Here is a 17,085-nt window from a genome sequence, read left to right as displayed (position 1 = left end):
AGGGTCCGTCACCTCGCCGACGGATCCTGCGGTCCTCTGCCCGACAGCACCTCGCCGTAGGCCTGCATCAGGTCCGGGAGCCGCAGCGTCGACAGATCGTCCCGGGTCAGTGCGCCCGGGTAGGTCGACAGCCGCAGATCCCGGTAGGCGCAGCTCTTCTCGTACAGCGTCCGCAGGAACCGTCCGTTGCCGAGCTCGTCGATCCAGCCCTGGTCGACCACGTGCCCGGCGATGGAACGCAGCTCGTCCAGCGCCTCCTCGTCCCACACGTCGCCGTTCTCCGCCGCCAGCACCTCGCCGATGGAGGTGAGCTCCAGGGGCCGGTAGGAGGGGAAGTCGACGCGGCTGGTGAACCGGGAGGACAGCCCGGGGTTCGCGGCGAGCAGCCGGTCCATGCCCTCCGGATAGCCGGCCAGGATCACCACCAGGTGGTCCCGGTTGTCCTCGGCCCGCTTCAGCAGCACCTGCAGCGCCTCGTCGCCGTACGCGTCGCCCTTGCCGTACCCGGAGTTGGACAGCGAGTAGGCCTCGTCGACGAAGAGCACGCCGCCGAGAGCGGAGTCGATCAGCTCGTTGGCCTTCACGGCCGTCTGGCCCAGATACTCGCCGACCAGGTCGGCGCGCTGGGCCTCCACGAGATGGTCGCCGCCCAGCAGGCCGAGCGCGTAGAAGACCCGGCCGAGGATGCGCGCCACCGTGGTCTTGCCGGTGCCCGAAGGTCCGGAGAAGACGAAATGCCGCTTGGGCGGCTGGACCGGAAGCCCCTGCCCGGTCCGCAGCCGAGCCATGTTGAGCTGCGCCGAAAGGGCCTTGACCTGGCGCTTCACCGGCTCCAGCCCCACCATGCGCTCCAGCTCGGCGAGCGCCTCCTCAAGGAGGGCGGGATCGGTCGGTCCGGCCGGCAGGGACACGGAGGGAACGAGGTTCGTGTTCCGCGCGACCGGCTCCGTCACCGGCGTCAGGGGGGCGACGGGGGGCGGATCGGCGGGCTCGGTGAGCCTCAGATCGCGCCCCTCCGTGCCGAACAACGGGTCGAAGCCGTCCGGCCCGTCCACCGCGTCCTGCCCGAACCCCGTGAGCGTGATCGCCGCGAGGTCGGCCGTGTCGTCGTACCCGTCGCCCTCGGCGATCGCGGCCAGCCGGGCCGACGTGTCCATGAAGGCGGCGTCGACGCGGTGGACCGCCCGGTACAGCGGGAGGGCGGCCGCCGAACGGCCGGTGCCCTCGTGGGCCCGGGCCAGCCAGTACCGCAGTTCCTTGCGCTGCGGCTGCTCGCTGCGGCAGCGCATCAGCGCCGCCGAGAGCAGCGGCTCGGCCTGCCCGTACATCTCCAGGCGCACCCGGGCCATCCCGCCGAACAGACCGGCCTCGATGCCCAGCAGGGAGTCGTCCAGCAGCGGGTCGGTGTGCCGGACCAGCTGCTCCCAGTCCTTGACCAGATAGGCGCGGCAGGCGTGCAGGAACCGGACCTGATGGTCGGCGTCGACGGGCGGGAGGCCGGCGAGCGCCCGGTCCAGCTCGGGCACGTGGCGGCCGTCCAGCCAGTGCGAGGCGTGCGCGAGGAGCAGATCGCGCGGGCTCTCCAGCACCGGCTGCACCCACCAGCCCAGCCAGTACCAGGAGTTGAGGGTGCGGCGGTGCCGGGTCCGCTGCTCGCCGAAGCGCTCGCGGTGGCGGAACATCCGCAGCAGCGCGGTCGTCGTGTCGACGCGCAGCGCGTGCAGCCCGAGCCAGCCGTCGGCCATACCGGGATCGATCCGCACCGCGGTGCGGAACTCCTCCTCCGCCTGCGGATAGGCGCCCATGGTGTAGGCGTCCACGCCTCGCAGCCAGGCCAGGTCGGCCGGGGCCTCGGGGCCCTGCGTGCCGAAGTCCATCACGTCCCCCACAAACCGTGCCCCGTCGGTCTGCCGTCGAGCCGTCGCCCGTCGGCTGCCTTGGTCGAACCGCTGTGCCGCGGACCGGAGTTGCAAGGTGCGCGCAGCAGTCGTCCAGGTCGCACCGAGGGCATCGTACCTGCGTGGGCGTCGCTCGCCGTAGGGTGCCGCACAGGCCGTTCGACGAGGTGGGAGCAGACGGGGCGCACACCGAACCGTGACCCAGCGTGAGCGGACGGTGCCGCCTCGCGCCCGAAAAGGGGGGTGCGGAACCGGGAGGGGGCAGAACGAAGCCCCCGATCACGGGGGAACAATCGGGGGCTTCGCGTCTGGGGGCGGCTTCGATGCCGCACATTGAGAACGTAAGACCTGTACGGGCCGCCGGTCAAGCGGAGTTGGAGCACTTGGCGAAGTTCGAGTGCACGAGCCTTCACGGATTCACCACATCGAGGTCGGTCCCTCACGGTGGGTGACATCCTGGTGCGGACCAAGCTCTCCCAGCGGCCCCCGCAGCACCTCGTATCCCTGCTGCAACTGCCGTACCAGCAAGTCGGCGTACGGTCGCGACGGATCCTCGGCGAAGTGGCCGAGTTCGGCCGCAACCCAGCCGTCCCAGAAGTCCCGCTGCTCCTCCCCGTCGCGCGAGCGGCCGCGCGCCCAGGCCTCCCGCGCCGGTACGTCCATCCACAGCAGACACGCCAGCCGGGGCCGCAGGGCGCGTCGGCCGGCGCCGACTCCCTCCACCAGGACGACGGGGGCGGCGGGCAGCGGCCGGGGCGGCCCGAAGTGGCGGGCGCGCCAGTCGTAGGGGGTGTACCGCGCGCTCTCGCCGCGGCCGAGGGGTTCGATCACCTGGGTGAGCAGCCGCCCGGTCCACGCGAACAGCTCGTCGTGCGAGGCGATGTCGTCCAGATGCAGCACCGGCGCTCCGCCCAGCGCCTCGGCCAGCGCCGTGGCGAAGGTGGACTTCCCCGAGCCGGCGTGTCCGTCGACCCCGATCAGGCGGACCGGCCCGCAGGACGGCGGCAGACGGCGGAGCCGGGAGGCGAGCTGGCGGATGGCGGGTCCAGGTGGGCGAGGAGGAGGGGAAGGGGGAGGCGGGAGAGGCGGGGGAGGCCGCCGGTGGGACGGCCGGGAGGAGCGGGAAGGGCGGAAGGCGGGAGGGGCGGAAGGCTGGAGGAGCGGAAGGAGCGGGGCGAGCGGGAGGCGCTGTCGTCGGTACGGCCCGAGAATTCTACGTCCGTACGCCGACACCGGTGGTGGTCCGTACGCCGCACCAGTGGTGGTCCGTACGCCACACCGGTGGTTCGGCCCCTCGTCCGTGGGCGTGGCCTGGGCGACGGTGCTGGAAGGCGCGCTCCCCTCCGTCCATAGTGGGCGCACAGCCGCGCCGAGACCTCGGGGGTCCTTCCGCCCATGAGCAGAGCCGAACATCCGTCCCGCAGGAGAGTCCTCGCCGCCGCGGTCGCCGCCGCGGTCGCCGGCGGATCGGCCCCGGCCGCGACGGCCGCCGGCGCGACGGACACCGGCGACGCCGAGTCCGCCCCGGCCCGATACGTCGACCACCGCGCCTGGATCACCTACGCCGACTGGCTCACGGGGGCCGCCCAGGGCGTCCGTGCCGTCGCGGGTGCCCGCCCGGGCGTCGTCCTCGCCGCCCCGCTCGGCTCCGTCGACTACACGGACCCGCACACCAAGACCACCGCCGCCTGGGAGTACGCGACCTGGACGTCCCCGGTCCGGGCGCTCGCGGTCCCGGCCACCGAGGTGATCGCCTCCTGGAACGCGAGCACCCCGGCCGCCACCTGGCTCCAGGTCGAGCTGAAGGGGACGTACTCCGACGGCAAGGAGACCCCCTGGTACGTGATGGGCCGCTGGGCCTCCGGCGACCAGGACATCAGGCGCACCTCGGTCGACGGCCAGGCCGACGGCCGGAGCACCGTCCGGACCGACACCCTGGCCGTCGACGACGCCTCGACGGGTCTGCGCGTCGCCGCCGTCAGGCTCCGGCTCACCCTCTACCGCCGCCCCGGCTCCGAGGCCGCCCCGACCGTGTGGCGGCTGGGGGTGACGGGCTCGGACGTCCCGGACCGCTTCACCGTCGTGGCCTCCGCGCCCGGCCTGGCGCGGGAGCTGATCGTCCCGCGCTACTCGCAGGAGATCCACCGGGGCCGCTACCCCGAGTACGACAACGGCGGGGAGGCCTGGTGCAGCCCGACCTCCTCGCAGATGATCGTCGAGTACTGGGGCGGCCGGCTCACGCCCGCCCAACTGGCCTGGGTCGACCCCTCCTACAGCGATCCGCAGGTGTGCCACGCCGCCCGGTACACGTACGACTACCAGTACGGCGGCTGCGGCAACTGGCCGTTCAACGCCGCCTACGCGGCCACCTTCGCCGACCTGCAGGGTGTGGTGACCCGGCTCGGCTCCCTCACCGACCTGGAGACGCTGATCGCCGCCGGGATCCCGGCCATGACGTCCCAGTCCTTCCTCAAGGAGGAGCTCACGGGGGCGGGTTACGGCACCTCCGGGCACCTGATGACCGTGATCGGCTTCACGGCCGAGGGCGACGTCATCGCCAACGACCCGTTCTCGGCGGACGACGCGGCGGTGCGGCGCGTGTACCGGCGGCGGGAGTTCGAGAACATCTGGCTCAGGACCAAGCGCTACAACGCGAGCGGCAAGGTCGCCTCCGGCAGCGGAGGCGTCTGCTACGTCTACTTCCCGGCGCGGCCGACCGCCCGCCAGTGCGCGGCCCTCACCGCGGTGGGCGTCCCCGTGTGAGCAACGTCTCTGCCGCGAGGGCCCCGGCGGGTGGCAAGGTGGACGGATCGTGGGGGGATCCACCAGTACGTCCGACCTCAGCGAGACACCATGACCGCACAGACAGCCACCGCCGCCCGAGCCCGCACCGGAGGCCCCGACGCCGACGGCCCGAAGATCCTGGAGCACGTCGTGGGCTGGATCCTCGTCGCGGTCGTCGCGATGCTGGTCACCCAGCTCGGGCTGCTGTGACGGGCGTGACCTGACGCACGGTTGACCTGACATACTGCGGAAGTCCCCGCCGACCGCCCGAGACCAGGGTCGACATTGAATATCAGTGAACAGCGCGAAGTCGTCCGCCCCCGGGCGCGCGGCACCGAGCGCTCACTGGCGCGCCGCGCCGAACTCATCTCCATCGGGCGCAAGTTGTTCGCCGACACGTCGTACGACGCCCTCTCGATGGATGACATCGCCCGGCAGGCACACGTCGCCAAAGGGCTGATCTACTACTACTTCCAGTCCAAGCGGGGCTACTACCTGGCGATCATCCAGGACTCCGTCGCCGACCTGGTCACCTTCGCGGCGAGCGGCATGGAGCTGCCCCAGGTGGACCGGCTCCACCGCACCATCGACGGCTACCTGCGCTACGCCGAGCACAACCAGGCCGCCTATCGCACCATCGTCAGCGGCGGCGTCGGCTTCGACACCGAGGTGCACGCCATCCGGGACGGGGTGCGCGCGGCAATCGTGGCGACCCTCGCCGAGGGCGCGTACGGCCGCAGCGACATCCCCGCGCTGCCCCGCATGGCCCTGCTGTCCTGGGTGTGCAGCGTCGAGGGGGCCACGCTGGAGTGGATCGACCGCCCCGAACTCTCCCGCGAGGTCATGGGCGACCTGCTGGTGAAGACGCTGGGCGGCGCTCTGCGCGCCGTCGAGGAGCTCGACCCCGCCTTCCCCGCGCCGAAGCCGGCCCGCCGCGAGGTCTGACGCCGCGGCCGTCGGCGGAGGCCGGGGGAGCCTCGGCTCTGCGCCCCGGCCCGCCGCCCACGGGCTGCTTGACGGCCCTGATCAGTTCGCCGTCGGCCGTGTCACCGTCGAGCTCCCAGAAGAAGGTTCCGCCGAGCCCTGTACGTCGTCTTCGTCGCGGCCGTACATCCCCGCCGCGGGCCCGGTGGCCGTGCCCCGGTTTCGCCTGGGTGACGCCGGTCCAGCCGCGCCCGTAAAAGCCGATGCCGAGCGGCAGCCTGCGCGACGGGATGTGCCCCGTCGGATCCGGCGGACGGTCAGCGTGCGTCGCCCAGCGGGTCCCCGGAGCCGCCGAACTGTCCCGGCCGCACCTGGGGAGCCGCGAGCCGCACCCACTCGGGATCGTGACGGCCCGGCAGGGTCCGGCCCCGGTCGGCCCAAGTGCGCAGCAGGTCGCGGTAGATGGGCGGGTCCAGAGCGGCCGGCGAGGCCAGCGGAACCGATCCTGCGCGGGCGGGTTCCGGACGCGACGGAACGAAGAGCTGGCGGTGACGCCCGGGTGCAGCCGAATAGGTGGGGGTCATACCAGGGCAACGGAGGTGCCGCGGGACAGGTCACCGGCCGCCGTCGTAGAGCGTGAGTTCGGGGGGTGTCCCGGGTCCGGGACGTGCGTCACCGGCCCTGGAGTGCGGGCTCTGCGTGCTCCCGCCCGGCCCGGACCCGACCTGACGCGTATCGGGTCCACGCACGGCCGACACGGTGCCGCAGCACACCGATTGACGCATCGCCGGGTTTCGGGCGTCCTGCCCCGGTGCGCTCACCGGCGCACCGGCGCCGACGTAACACCGCCGTAGGGGGGGGCAGCGGTCGCAGCGACTGCCGCCCGGACAGGCGGAGTTCCTCGCGCCCACGGCAGCGGCGGCAGCCGGCGGAGCCGAAGCGGGCGGGCGATGGGCGCGAGGGCCCCCGGTCAGGCGGCGGCGCGGCGCAGCACCGGCACGCGCATCGGGCGCGAGCCCGGGCCGCCGACATGCGAGAAGGGCTGTGTGCGCCAGTCCAGGCCCTGAGGGAGCGTCAGCAGCAGTGCGGTGTCCTGCTCCTGGGGCTCCGCGGACTCGTCGGCGGAGCGGGCCTCGGACGCCGCGCGTCCCGTCCCGGCGCAGACCGTGAGCCCGAACGGGTTCCACGGCGAGGCGCACAGCGCGTGCTCCGGCAGGATCTCCTCGTCCGCGAGCAGTGCGATGGGCTGCGCGCAGTCCGGGCAGATCACGCGGTACATCTCGAAGGTGTCGTACGCGTCGAAGTGGTCGGCGTCATCGGCGTCGAAGCCGTCGGCGTCGAAGGGTTCGACGCCCTCCGGCTCGGGCTCTACGACCGACTGGAGCCGCTTGGGCGCGGTGCGACCAGGGCGCTTAAGACTCTGCATGGGATTCTCCCCCTCGGACTGGGCCGTGAAGGCACTGCGGCCTCGACCACAGCAAGCACTTCCCAGCACGTCCGGGCGGTAACCACGAGGCCATCACGAAGCCTTGACAACTGCTGTGGCCTTCGTCACATGCCCTGTGCAGATGCTGCACGCCCCACCCGGCCCGGCACATCACAAACCGGGTATGACCTGCGCTGCATACGTATACGCGGAGATCGCCCGCACGGTAGGTTCTTGCGTCATGGAGGAGCTGGACCGACAAATCGTGCAGCTGCTCGTCAGGGACGGGCGGATGAGCTACACCGATCTGGGCAAGGCCACGGGCCTGTCGACGTCCGCCGTGCACCAGCGGGTGCGCCGGCTGGAACAGCGCGGCGTCATCCGCGGCTACGCGGCCGTCGTCGATCCGGAGGCCGTCGGGCTGCCCCTGACCGCCTTCATCTCGGTGAAGCCGTTCGACCCCAGCGCCCCCGACGACATCGCCGAGCGGCTCGCGGGCGTGCCCGAGATCGAGGCCTGCCACAGCGTCGCCGGCGACGAGAACTACATCCTCAAGGTGCGCGTGGCCACCCCGCACGAGCTGGAGGAGCTCCTCGGCCGGCTGCGAGCGCTCGCGGGGGTGTCGACGCGCACGACCGTCGCCCTGTCCACCCCGTACGAGGCCCGGCCGCCGCGGATCTGAGGGGTCCCGTACGGGGCGGTCGGCGCGGATCTGAGGGGTCCCCGTGCGGGGCGGTCGGCGCGAGGCGCGAGACTGTTCCCCATGAGTGAGCGCGCCCCCCAGCCGAAGACCGTCCTGCTCCGCCGCGGAGAGGTCCACAGCCCCGCCGACCCGTTCGCGACCGCGATGGTGGTCGAGCGAGGCCAGGTCGCCTGGGTCGGCTCCGAGGGCGCCGCGGACGCCTTCGCGGACGGCGTCGACGAGGTCGTCGACCTGGACGGCGCCCTGGTCACCCCGGCGTTCACCGACGCCCATGTGCACACCACGTCCACCGGCCTCGCACTGACCGGACTCGACCTGTCCGGCGCCCCTTCGCTGGCCGCCGCCCTCACCCGCGTACGGGACTTCGCGGCCGCCCGCCCGCAGGACAAGGTGCTGCTCGGGCACGGCTGGGACGCCTCCGGCTGGCCGGAGGGGCGTCCTCCCCGGCGCGACGAACTGGACGAGGCCAGCGGCGGCCGGCCGCTCTACCTGAGCCGGATCGACGTCCACTCGGCCGTGGCCACCACCGCCCTGCTCGACCTGACCCCCGCCGCGCGCACCGCGGCCGGTTACGCCGAGGGGCAGCCGCTGACCCGCGACGCGCACCACGCCGTCCGCGCCGCCGCGTTCGCAGCCGTGACGCCGGGACAGCGGACCGAGGCCCAGCGGGCCGCCCTCGCGCACGCCGCCTCCCTCGGCATCGGCTCCGTCCACGAGTGCGGCGGTCCGGAGATCTCCTCGGAGGACGACTTCACGGACCTGCTGCGGCTCGCCGCCGAGGAGAGCGGCCCGCGCGTCGTCGGCTACTGGGCGGAGCAGGCCGTCGACAAGGCCCGGGAGCTGGGCGCGCTCGGCGCCGCCGGGGACCTGTTCGTCGACGGCGCCCTCGGCTCCCACACCGCCTGTCTGCACGGCCCGTACGCCGACGCGGACCACACCGGCGCCGCCTACCTGGGCGCGGCCGAGGTGGCCGCACACGTGGCGGCCTGCACCGAGGCCGGTCTTCAGGCGGGGTTCCACGCCATCGGCGACGCCGCGGTGAGCGCCGTCGTCGAAGGGGTGCGCGCCGCGGCGGAGAAGACCGGCCTCGCCCGGATCCGCGCCGCCCGCCACCGGGTGGAGCACGCCGAGATGCTCACGCCGGAGACGATCGCCGCCTTCGCCGAACTGGGCCTCACCGCCTCCGTGCAGCCCGCCTTCGACGCCCTGTGGGGCGGCGAGGAGGGCATGTACGCCCAGCGGCTTGGCGTCGAGCGGGCCCGCACGCTGAACCCCTTCGCCGCCCTGCTGCGGACCGGCGTCCCGCTCGCCTTCGGCTCCGACAGCCCGGTCACCCCCCTCGACCCCTGGGGCACGGTCCGCGCCGCCGCCTTCCATCGCACCCCCGACCACCGCGTCTCCGTACGGGCGGCGTTCACGGCCCACACGCGCGGCGGGTGGCGGGCGATCGGGCGCGACGACGCGGGCGTCCTGGTCCCCGGCGCACCCGCCGACTACGCCGTCTGGCGTACCGACGAGCTCGTCGTCCAGGCCCCCGACGACCGGGTCGCCCGCTGGTCCACCGACCCCCGCTCCGGCACCCCGGGACTGCCCGATCTGACCCCTGGAGCCGCTCTGCCGGTGTGCCTGCGGACCGTGGTGGACGGCCGGACCGTGTTCGTGCGCCCGAGCGAGTGATCTCCCGGGCCGGCGCGGCGAAGATCACCCGTCCGCCCGCCGTCGGGCCGCCGGCCCGTCCTCCCCCCTGACCAGGGCGTTGGCGAAAGACTCGCAGGTCGCACCGCTGTTGACAGCCGACTGCGGAAGGCCGGTAGGTTCGGCGGAGTCCACCACCGGACGCCCCGCCGGGGAACGTCCGCGCACTCGCCGCGGCGCCGCTGGGTCAGGGACGGTGTGCCGTGCCGGCGCACCGCCACTGGCAGCCAGGCTCAGCGCCCGCGCCGCAGCGAGGGAACGTTCCGGCCGGTCGGGGAGGTGTGACCCGGGTGGGGCCCGGGCGCTCAGTAGACAACGGCTTCGGTCGACCCGCAGCCAGCGGGTCCCGGGCCGGCCCGAAGAGCGCCGGGCCCCCATCCGCAGCGGGCGTGCGCACGAGCCGCCCGGGGTAGGGGCGTACATACAAGCTCAAAAGCGCGTTGTTACCCCGCTTTTGCGGATTCGACACCACCATGCGAACGCCCTGTCACGTCATCGCAGGCCGCGGCCACTATGGTGGTCCCCTGCGTACGGACTTGAAGGGGCAGCAGTGAACGACGGCGACGGGACCCGCGCGGCACAGGACCGGGGACGGCAGTTCGGTCCGCTCGGCACGGCCTTGGTGATCATCCCGACCTACAACGAGGCGGAGAACATCAAGAGCATCGTCGGCCGGGTGCGCAAGGCTGTCCCGGAGGCCCACGTCCTCGTGGCCGACGACAACAGCCCCGACGGCACCGGCAAGCTCGCCGACGAACTGGCCGCCGGGGACGACCAGGTCCAGGTGCTCCACCGCAAGGGCAAGGAAGGTCTCGGCGCGGCCTATCTCGCGGGCTTCCACTGGGGCCTGGACAACGGCTACGGCGTCCTGATCGAGATGGACGCCGACGGCTCCCACCAGCCCGAGGAGCTGCCCCGCCTGCTCACCGCGCTCAAGGGCGCCGACCTGGTCCTGGGCTCCCGCTGGGTGCCGGGCGGCCGGGTCGTGAACTGGCCCAGATCCCGCGAGGTCATCTCCCGCGGCGGCAGCCTCTACTCCCGCCTCGCCCTCGACCTGCCGCTGCGCGACATCACCGGCGGCTACCGCGCCTTCCGCCGCGAGACCCTGGAGGGCCTCGGCCTCGACGAGGTGGCCTCCCAGGGGTACTGCTTCCAGGTCGACCTCGCCCGCCGCGCGGTCAGGGCAGGGTTCCATGTGGTGGAAGTGCCCATCACCTTCGTCGAGCGTGAACTCGGCGACTCCAAGATGAGCCGGGACATCCTCGTCGAGGCGCTGTGGCGGGTCACGGCGTGGGGCGTGGGGGAGCGGGTCGGCAAGATCACCGGCCGCGGAGCCGACCGGCCGGAGCGTCCGCAGGCGCCCGTCCCGGCCCACAGCGCCGCCGCGAAGTCCGGCAGCGACGCCGCGAAGTCCGGCAGCGACGCCGCCGGGTCGGAGGCGGACGGCGCCTCCCGGGGCGAGGGCACGTCCCACGGCGAGGGCAGCTCCCCCAGCGACGGCTGAGGGTCCCCTTATGCCGCTCTGAGCCGGGTCCGGGCACACTGGAGGCATGACGACTGGCTCTCCGATCCGCGCATACCCGACCGACGCCCGGCCCCGCCGCACCCAGCCCCGTCGCTCCCGCCTGCGGACGTTCCTGCCGCTGGGCCTCGCCGCGTGGCTGGTGCTGGAGATCTGGCTGCTGACCGTCGTCGCGGGCGCGACGAGCGGGCCGGTGGTCCTCCTGCTCCTCGCCGCCGGGTTCGTGCTCGGCGCCGTCGTGATCAAGCGGGCCGGCCGGCGGGCCTTCCAGAACCTGAACGAGGCGATTCAGCGCGGCACGGCCCCCGGCAAGGGCGGCGGCAACGGTCTCATGATGCTCGGCGGCCTTCTCCTGATGATCCCGGGCCTGGCCTCCGACGCGATCGGCCTGCTCCTGCTGCTCCCGCCCGTCCAGAAGGCGGTCGGCGGCTATGGGGAGCGCAAGCTGCGGGAGGCCGCGGGCACCCCCGGCTCCCTGGGTGACGCCTTCCAGCAGGCCCGCATCCACCGCCCGGACGGCAAGGTGGTGCAGGGCGAGGTCCTCAGGGACGAGCAGTGACCTCGCGGCGTCAGGAGTGAATCCGGCGGCCCTGAGCTCCGAGGCCTCCGCGCTCCGGGCAGCCGGGCCGGGTTCTGGGTTCCGGGCCCGGGGCCTCTGGGCAGCCGGCCCGGGATTCTGGGCTTACGGGTCCGAGGTTCCGGCTCCGAGCGACCGGTAGGCGGCCCGCCGGCCGGGCCGCGTCCGAGGGAGCCGTCTCCGAGGGAGCCGTCTCCTGAGTAGCCGCAGTGGCCGGGCCGGTCCCTCCCGGGGACAGTGGAGCGGGCAGCACGAAGACCGCGGGCGCCGTACGTGAAACACGTACGGCGCCCGCGGTCGTTGTCGTGCGCTGTGCAGCCTGTCGCAGCCCCTAGGAGCTACGCGCTTTTACGGCTGTCGCGGGGATGTACCGCAAGGTTCATAGCCCCGGACCGCAGAACGGCCAGGCGCTCCTCGAGGACCTCTTCCAGTTCCTCGCGGGTCCGCCGCTCCATCAGCATGTCCCAGTGCGTACGCGCGGGCTTGGCCTTCTTTTCCTCAGGGCCGTCGCCGTCGACCAGAAGTGCAGGGGCTCCGCAGACCTTGCACTCCCACTCCGGCGGAATCTCCGCCTCGACCGAGAAGGGCATTTCAAACCGGTGCCCCTTCTCGCATGCGTACTCCACGGCCTGGCGCGGGGCCAGGTCGATACCGCGGTCCGTCTCGTAGCTGGTCACCACGAGGCGCGTGCCGCGAAGAGCTCGCTCACTCATGAATCGTGCCTCCCGGGCTTGTCGCCCACAGGACAGGTGTGTCGCTGTCGTCGTCATCCGGTCAACGTCCGGGCGGCGGTAAAGATTCCCGATCCGAGTTCGTTCCGGGTCGTGCGTCGCCGTCGTAGCCGCAGCCTTGTCAACCAGTGCAGTACCCACCGGCGCCCGGTTTGTCACATCTGAAAGGAGATGTCACCCAGCGTTTCGGCATCTTTGACGCGCAGTAACGGTACGCCTGGCAGGCCAAACGCGTACACTACCGCCCTTTCGCCTTGAGCGCTAAATCCGCTCGGGCACGGGGTTCCCCGCGTCGCCGATCGCCCGCCGTACGGGTACCCGCGCGAGCAGCAGGAACCCGATCACGAAGAAGGCCACCAGCGAGACGATCGCGTCACGGTAGCTGCCGGTGAGCTGGTAGGTGATCCCGAACAGCAGCGGGCCGAGCCAGCTCATGCCCCGGTCGCTCATCTCGTACGCCGAGAAGTACTCGGCCTCCTTGCCGGGCGGGACGAGATGGGAGAACAGCGAGCGGGACAGGGCCTGGCTGCCGCCGAGGACCAGTCCGATGGCGGCCGCCAGCAGGAAGAAGCCCACCGGAGCCCCGGCCGGCAGGAAGTATCCCGCGCCCAGGGTGAGCGTCCAGGCCGCCAGTGAACCGAGGATCGTCCGCTTCGCGCCGTACGTCCGGGCCAGCCGTCCCATCCCCAGCGCGCCCGCCACCGCGAGCAGCTGCACCAGCAGGACGGCGCCGATCAGCGTGGACTGACCGAGGCCCAGCTCCTCGGAGCCGTAGACCGAGGCCTGTGAGATCACCGTCTGGATGCCGTCGTTGTAGACGAGATACGCCAGGAGGAACGACAGGGTCAGCGGATGGCGGCGCATGTCGCGGACCGTCGCGGCGAGCTGCCGCAGCCCCGGAGCCGAGGCCTCCTCCCGAACGGCGGCCGGCCGGTCGCGCAGCCGCAGCAGCGGGATCAGCGTGAAGCCGCCCCACCACAGGCCGGCCGAGGCCAGGCAGATGCGCACGGCCGTCGACTCGCAGACGCCGAAGGAGTCGTGGGCGAGATAGAGGACGAGGTTCACGACGAGGACCAGCGAACCCGCCGCATAGCCGAAGGCCCAACCCCGGGAGGAGACCGCGTCGCGTTCCTCGGGCGGCGCGATCTGCGGCAGATAGGAGTTGTAGAGCATCATCGCCACCGACTGGGCCGCGTTCGCCACGATCAGCAGCGCGCCGCCCAGCAGATAGCGGTCGCCGCCGAGGAAGAACATGGCGGTGGTGGCCGCGGCACCCACGTAGGCGGCCGCGCCCAGCAGCGGCTTCTTGCGGCCGGTGCGGTCGGCGGCCGCGCCCACCAGCGGCATCACCACAACGGCCGCGATCACCGACAGGGACACCGAGTAGGCGAAGAAGGAGCCCGCCCTGACGGGGACGCCCAGGGGATGCACATACCCGTCGGCGTCCGCCGCCTTCTTGGCGACCGAGGTCAGGTACGGGCCGAGGAACACGGTGAGCACGCTCGTCGAGTAGACGGAGCACGCCCAGTCGTAGAAGTACCAGCCGCGCTGCTCGCGCCGCCGCCCGGAGGCTTCGTCGGACTCCGTCGTCCGCACGGTCTCGATGCCCACCCGCGCCCTCGCTTCCCGGTTCCGGAACCGCGTGCGGGCGGTGGGCCCGGAGTCAGACCCAGACGCCCCGGTCCTCCATGACCTTGCGCAACGCGTCGATGTGATCGGTCATGATGCCATCGACCCCCAGGTCCAGGAGCCGGTGCATCCGATCCGGATCGTTGATCGTCCACACATGGACCTGCAGCCCGCACGCGTGCGCGGTGCGGACGAAGCGGCGGTCCACGACCTGGATGCCCGACTGGGCCTCGGGCACCTGTGCGGCGATCGCGGAGCGGCGCGGCCTCACGGGCAGGCCCCAGGACCTCAGCCTCAGGTCGAGCACGCCCCGGGTGCCGTACGAGGTCGCCAGGCGCGGCCCGGCCAGCCGCTGGGCACGGGCGACGCGCGCCTCCGAGAACGAGCCCACGCAGACGCGGTCCCACGCGTCGGCGCGGGCGATCAGGTTGAGCAACGGGTGCAGTGCGGGCTCCGCCTTGAGGTCGACGTTCCACCGCACCTCGGGGAACGTCTCCAGGAGCTCCTCGAAGAGCGGCACGGGCTCCTTGCCCGCCACGCGCGCGTGGCGCACCTGCGACCACGGCAGGTCGGCTATGCGCCCCTCGCCGTCGGTCACCCGGTCCAGCGTCGTGTCGTGGAAGGCCACCAGCTTGCCGTCCCGCGTGGCGTGCACATCCGTCTCGACATAGCGGTACCCCGCCTGCACCGCCCGCCGGAACTGCGCCACGGTGTTCTCCAGACCGGCCGCGGCCCCACCGCGGTGCGCGAACGGGATGGGCCCCGGATGGTCGAGGTACGGATGGCGTCTGAGGCTGGTCACGGACGCAGTATCGCTCCCTGCGGTGTCCCGGTGGCAACGACCGCGCTGCCGCCGGATGCCGGCCGAACGGCGAACACCCGCAGGAAGAACTGGGCGAGCGGTCCGATCGTCACCGCGTAGAGCAGCGTGCCGACACCGATGGTGCCGCCGAGGGCGAACCCGGTCGCCACGACCGCCACCTCCACCGTCGTCCGCATCAGACGGACCGAGCGCCCGGTGCGCCGGTGAAGACCGGTCATCAGCCCGTCCCGCGGACCCGGTCCGAAACCGGCGGCGATGTACAGGCCCGTGGCCGCCCCGTTGAGGACGAGCCCGGCCGCCAGCAGCGGTGCCTGCGCGGCCGGCGTGTGCGCCTCCGGGACGCACGCGAGGGTGCCGTCCAGGGCGAGCCCGACGACGAACACGTTGGAGACCGTGCCGAGGCCCGGGCGCTGGCGCAGCGGGATCCACAGCAGCAGCACCGCCGCGCCCACACCGATCGACACGACGCCGATCGACAGCCCGGTCAGCTCGGCGAGCCCCTGGTGCAGCACGTTCCACGGCTCCAGGCCCAGGCCCGCCTGCACGAGCAGGGCGGAACTGGCGCCGTAGAGGGCGAGGCCGGCGTAGAGCTGGAGCAGCCTGCGCGCGACACGGCCGTTCGGCTCCCGGGAGGGCGGTTCCTGCGGTGACGGCTCGGACAAGGGGTCCCCCTGGTGGTGGCAGTGGCCTGACTCGTGACACTCTGTGGCTCGGAAGCGCACGTCATCCATGGCCAATTCGGGGAAGGTGGACTGGTAAACATGGCGCAGTGGACCTCTGCGGTGGGGGCCGCGCAGCTCGCCCGGCTCCTCAAGTCCCAGCAGGAGCGCCCGGCCGGCCCCGGCGCCCGGCGTCCGCCCGCCTACCGCGCGCTCGCCGACGGCGTCCGGCTGCTGGTGCTCGAAGGCCGGGTCCCCGTCGCGGCTCGCCTGCCCGCCGAACGGGAACTGGCCCTCTCCCTCTCCGTGAGCCGTACCACCGTCGCCGCCGCCTACGAGGCGCTGCGCGCGGAGGGTTTCCTTGAGTCGAGGCGCGGCGCGGGCAGCTGGACGGCCGTGCCGGCGGGCAACCCGGTCCCGGCCCGGGGGCTGGAGCCGCTGCCCCCCGAAACGCTGGGTTCCATGATCGACCTGGGCTGCGCGGCCCTGCCCGCGCCCGAACCCTGGCTCACCCGGGCCGTGCAGGGCGCACTGGAGGAGCTGCCCCCGTACGCCCACACGCACGGCGACTATCCGGCGGGCCTGCCGGCGCTGCGCGCCATGATCGCCGAGCGCTACAGCGCGCGCGGGATCCCGACGATGCCCGAGCAGATCATGGTCACGACCGGCGCCATGGGCGCCATCGACGCCATCTGCCACCTCTTCGGCGGACGCGGCGAGCGCATCGCCGTCGAGTCGCCCTCCTACGCCAACATCCTTCAGCTCATGCGCGAGGCGGGCGCCCGGCTGGTGCCCGTCGCGATGGCCGACGGTCTGGCCGGCTGGGACATGGACCGCTGGCGTCAGGTCCTGCGCGACGCCGCTCCACGCATCGCGTACGTCGTCGCCGACTTCCACAACCCGACCGGCGCGCTCGCCGACGACGACCAGCGGCGCCGTCTGGTGGAGGCGGCCCGCTCGGCCGGGACGGTGCTGGTCGCCGACGAGACCATGAGCGAACTGTGGCTCGACGACGTGCGGATGCCACGGCCCGTGTGCGGCTTCGACCCCGGCGGGTCGACCGTGATCACGGTCGGTTCGGCGAGCAAGGCCTTCTGGGCGGGGATGCGCATCGGGTGGGTGCGGGCCGCTCCGGACGTCATCCGCAGCCTGGTGGCGGCCCGCGCCTACGCCGACCTGGGCACGCCCGTGCTCGAGCAGCTGGCGGTGAACTGGCTGTTCAGCACCGGGGGCTGGGAGCAGGCCGTGGAGCTGCGCCGCCGCCAGGCGCGCGGCAACCGGGACGACCTGGTCGCGGCGGTACGGCGGGAGCTGCCGGAGTGGGAGTTCTCCGTCCCCGAGGGCGGACTCACCCTGTGGGTGCGGGCCGGCGGACTGTCCGGGTCCCGGCTCGCCGAGGCCGGGGAAAGAGTCGGACTGCGGGTGCCCTCCGGCCCGCGGTTCGGGGTCGACGGCGCCTTCGAGGGGTACGTGCGGCTGCCGTTCACCGTGGGAGGGGCGGTGGCGGACGAGGCGGCCATGCGCCTGGCCGCCGCCGCGCGGATCGTGGAGAGCGGGGGCACGGCGGGCGGCGAGGGCCCACGCACGTTCGTCGCGTAGGGGCGTAGGGGGTGTACGCCTGTACGGCCGTACAGGCGTACACCGCGTAGGAAGGGGAGCGGCGGGCGACGGCTGGCGGGAGCGGGTGATGCCGACCGGCCTGACCGGTCCGGTC

General features: G+C 73.0%; 16 protein-coding genes and 1 pseudogene. 8 read left to right on the top strand and 9 right to left on the bottom strand.

Annotation, left to right across the window (positions count from 1 at the left end; translation table 11 throughout):
* Positions 1-8: 8 nt before the first annotated feature.
* Together Sri02f_RS14495 and Sri02f_RS14490 are read right to left on the bottom strand one after the other, a co-directional pair.
* Positions 9-1,877 (bottom strand): AAA family ATPase, encoded by a 1,869-nt coding sequence (locus tag Sri02f_RS14495; protein WP_109001586.1) that lies wholly within the window; start codon positions 1,875-1,877, stop codon positions 9-11.
* A 438-nt stretch (positions 1,878-2,315) separates the two neighbouring features.
* Positions 2,316-2,936: a uridine kinase family protein gene (locus Sri02f_RS14490; RefSeq protein ID WP_109001585.1), complete on the bottom strand. Its 621-nt coding sequence runs from the start codon at positions 2,934-2,936 to the stop codon at positions 2,316-2,318.
* A 357-nt stretch (positions 2,937-3,293) separates the two neighbouring features.
* On the opposite strand from Sri02f_RS14490, the gene Sri02f_RS14485 reads away from it, so the two are divergent.
* The 3 genes from Sri02f_RS14485 to Sri02f_RS14475 all read left to right on the top strand — a co-directional run bounded on the left by Sri02f_RS14485 (position 3,294) and on the right by Sri02f_RS14475 (position 5,627).
* Entirely contained in the window at positions 3,294-4,661 is a 1,368-nt protein-coding gene (locus Sri02f_RS14485; RefSeq protein WP_109001584.1) for a C39 family peptidase, read from the top strand.
* A gap of 90 nt (positions 4,662-4,751) precedes the next feature.
* Positions 4,752-4,892 carry an SCO1431 family membrane protein gene (locus Sri02f_RS14480; protein ID WP_109001583.1) on the top strand — a complete coding sequence of 47 codons (141 nt, stop codon included), beginning with the start codon at positions 4,752-4,754 and terminating at the stop codon, positions 4,890-4,892.
* 75 nt (positions 4,893-4,967) lie between these two features.
* Positions 4,968-5,627 (top strand): TetR/AcrR family transcriptional regulator, encoded by a 660-nt coding sequence (locus Sri02f_RS14475; RefSeq protein WP_109001582.1) that lies wholly within the window; start codon positions 4,968-4,970, stop codon positions 5,625-5,627.
* Here Sri02f_RS14475 and Sri02f_RS44075 read toward each other — a convergent pair.
* From Sri02f_RS44075 to Sri02f_RS14460, 3 genes and pseudogenes are all read right to left on the bottom strand, one after another.
* Positions 5,524-5,898 (bottom strand): annotated as a pseudogene (locus Sri02f_RS44075) (hypothetical protein); the annotation flags it as partial. The gene Sri02f_RS14475 and the pseudogene Sri02f_RS44075 overlap by 104 nt on opposite strands.
* Positions 5,899-5,923: 25 nt before the next feature.
* Positions 5,924-6,190 (bottom strand): hypothetical protein, encoded by a 267-nt coding sequence (locus tag Sri02f_RS14465; protein ID WP_109001581.1) that lies wholly within the window; start codon positions 6,188-6,190, stop codon positions 5,924-5,926.
* Between the two features lie 386 nt (positions 6,191-6,576).
* Positions 6,577-7,032: a hypothetical protein gene (locus tag Sri02f_RS14460; RefSeq protein ID WP_109001580.1), complete on the bottom strand. Its 456-nt coding sequence runs from the start codon at positions 7,030-7,032 to the stop codon at positions 6,577-6,579.
* 241 nt (positions 7,033-7,273) lie between these two features.
* Here Sri02f_RS14460 and Sri02f_RS14455 point away from each other — a divergent pair, with 241 nt between their 5' ends.
* The 4 genes from Sri02f_RS14455 to fxsA all read left to right on the top strand — a co-directional run bounded on the left by Sri02f_RS14455 (position 7,274) and on the right by fxsA (position 11,511).
* Entirely contained in the window at positions 7,274-7,714 is a 441-nt protein-coding gene (locus Sri02f_RS14455) for an Lrp/AsnC family transcriptional regulator (protein WP_109001579.1), read from the top strand.
* A gap of 81 nt (positions 7,715-7,795) precedes the next feature.
* Positions 7,796-9,412 carry an amidohydrolase gene (locus Sri02f_RS14450; RefSeq protein ID WP_109001578.1) on the top strand — a complete coding sequence of 539 codons (1,617 nt, stop codon included), beginning with the start codon at positions 7,796-7,798 and terminating at the stop codon, positions 9,410-9,412.
* 568 nt (positions 9,413-9,980) lie between these two features.
* Complete coding sequence (locus tag Sri02f_RS14445; protein WP_245970635.1) at positions 9,981-10,934, top strand: polyprenol monophosphomannose synthase; 954 nt, start codon at positions 9,981-9,983, stop codon at positions 10,932-10,934.
* Positions 10,935-10,980: 46 nt separating this feature from the next.
* Positions 10,981-11,511: an FxsA family membrane protein gene (fxsA, locus tag Sri02f_RS14440; protein WP_109001577.1), complete on the top strand. Its 531-nt coding sequence runs from the start codon at positions 10,981-10,983 to the stop codon at positions 11,509-11,511.
* Between the two features lie 356 nt (positions 11,512-11,867).
* Here fxsA and Sri02f_RS14435 read toward each other — a convergent pair whose 3' ends face one another.
* The 4 genes from Sri02f_RS14435 to yczE all read right to left on the bottom strand — a co-directional run bounded on the left by Sri02f_RS14435 (position 11,868) and on the right by yczE (position 15,374).
* Positions 11,868-12,242: an RNA polymerase-binding protein RbpA gene (locus Sri02f_RS14435; protein ID WP_020128921.1), complete on the bottom strand. Its 375-nt coding sequence runs from the start codon at positions 12,240-12,242 to the stop codon at positions 11,868-11,870.
* Positions 12,243-12,521: 279 nt separating this feature from the next.
* Positions 12,522-13,871: an MFS transporter gene (locus Sri02f_RS14430; protein ID WP_109001576.1), complete on the bottom strand. Its 1,350-nt coding sequence runs from the start codon at positions 13,869-13,871 to the stop codon at positions 12,522-12,524.
* A gap of 52 nt (positions 13,872-13,923) precedes the next feature.
* Positions 13,924-14,691, bottom strand: a complete 768-nt coding sequence (locus Sri02f_RS14425) for a glycerophosphodiester phosphodiesterase family protein (RefSeq protein ID WP_109001575.1) — start codon at positions 14,689-14,691, stop codon at positions 13,924-13,926.
* Positions 14,688-15,374, bottom strand: a complete 687-nt coding sequence (gene yczE / locus Sri02f_RS14420; protein WP_109001574.1) for a membrane protein YczE — start codon at positions 15,372-15,374, stop codon at positions 14,688-14,690. Before yczE ends, Sri02f_RS14425 begins: the two co-directional genes overlap by 4 nt.
* Before the next feature lie 99 nt (positions 15,375-15,473).
* Here yczE and Sri02f_RS14415 point away from each other — a divergent pair, with 99 nt between their 5' ends.
* Entirely contained in the window at positions 15,474-16,970 is a 1,497-nt protein-coding gene (locus Sri02f_RS14415) for an SCO1417 family PLP biosynthesis transcription factor (protein WP_109001573.1), read from the top strand.
* The last annotated feature ends 115 nt before the right edge of the window (positions 16,971-17,085 follow it).

It is taken from the genome of Streptomyces rishiriensis (genome assembly GCF_003112535.1).
Taxonomy (GTDB): Bacteria; Actinomycetota; Actinomycetes; order Streptomycetales; family Streptomycetaceae; genus Streptomyces; species Streptomyces rishiriensis.
This window is presented reverse-complemented; position numbering and strand designations above follow the sequence as displayed.

Bases quoted from the DNA above. Each gene is read 5' to 3' on its own strand.
- Sri02f_RS14460 (WP_109001580.1), bottom strand. From the start codon at position 7,032: ATGCAGAGTCTTAAGCGCCCTGGTCGCACCGCGCCCAAGCGGCTCCAG.
- fxsA (WP_109001577.1), top strand. From the start codon at position 10,981: ATGACGACTGGCTCTCCGATCCGCGCATACCCGACCGACGCCCGGCCC.
- Sri02f_RS14450 (WP_109001578.1), top strand. From the start codon at position 7,796: ATGAGTGAGCGCGCCCCCCAGCCGAAGACCGTCCTGCTCCGCCGCGGA.
- Sri02f_RS14480 (WP_109001583.1), top strand. From the start codon at position 4,752: ATGACCGCACAGACAGCCACCGCCGCCCGAGCCCGCACCGGAGGCCCC.
- Sri02f_RS14415 (WP_109001573.1), top strand. From the start codon at position 15,474: ATGGCGCAGTGGACCTCTGCGGTGGGGGCCGCGCAGCTCGCCCGGCTC.
- Sri02f_RS14465 (WP_109001581.1), bottom strand. From the start codon at position 6,190: ATGACCCCCACCTATTCGGCTGCACCCGGGCGTCACCGCCAGCTCTTC.
- Sri02f_RS14485 (WP_109001584.1), top strand. From the start codon at position 3,294: ATGAGCAGAGCCGAACATCCGTCCCGCAGGAGAGTCCTCGCCGCCGCG.
- Sri02f_RS14435 (WP_020128921.1), bottom strand. From the start codon at position 12,242: ATGAGTGAGCGAGCTCTTCGCGGCACGCGCCTCGTGGTGACCAGCTAC.
- Sri02f_RS14495 (WP_109001586.1), bottom strand. From the start codon at position 1,877: ATGGACTTCGGCACGCAGGGCCCCGAGGCCCCGGCCGACCTGGCCTGG.
- Sri02f_RS14455 (WP_109001579.1), top strand. From the start codon at position 7,274: ATGGAGGAGCTGGACCGACAAATCGTGCAGCTGCTCGTCAGGGACGGG.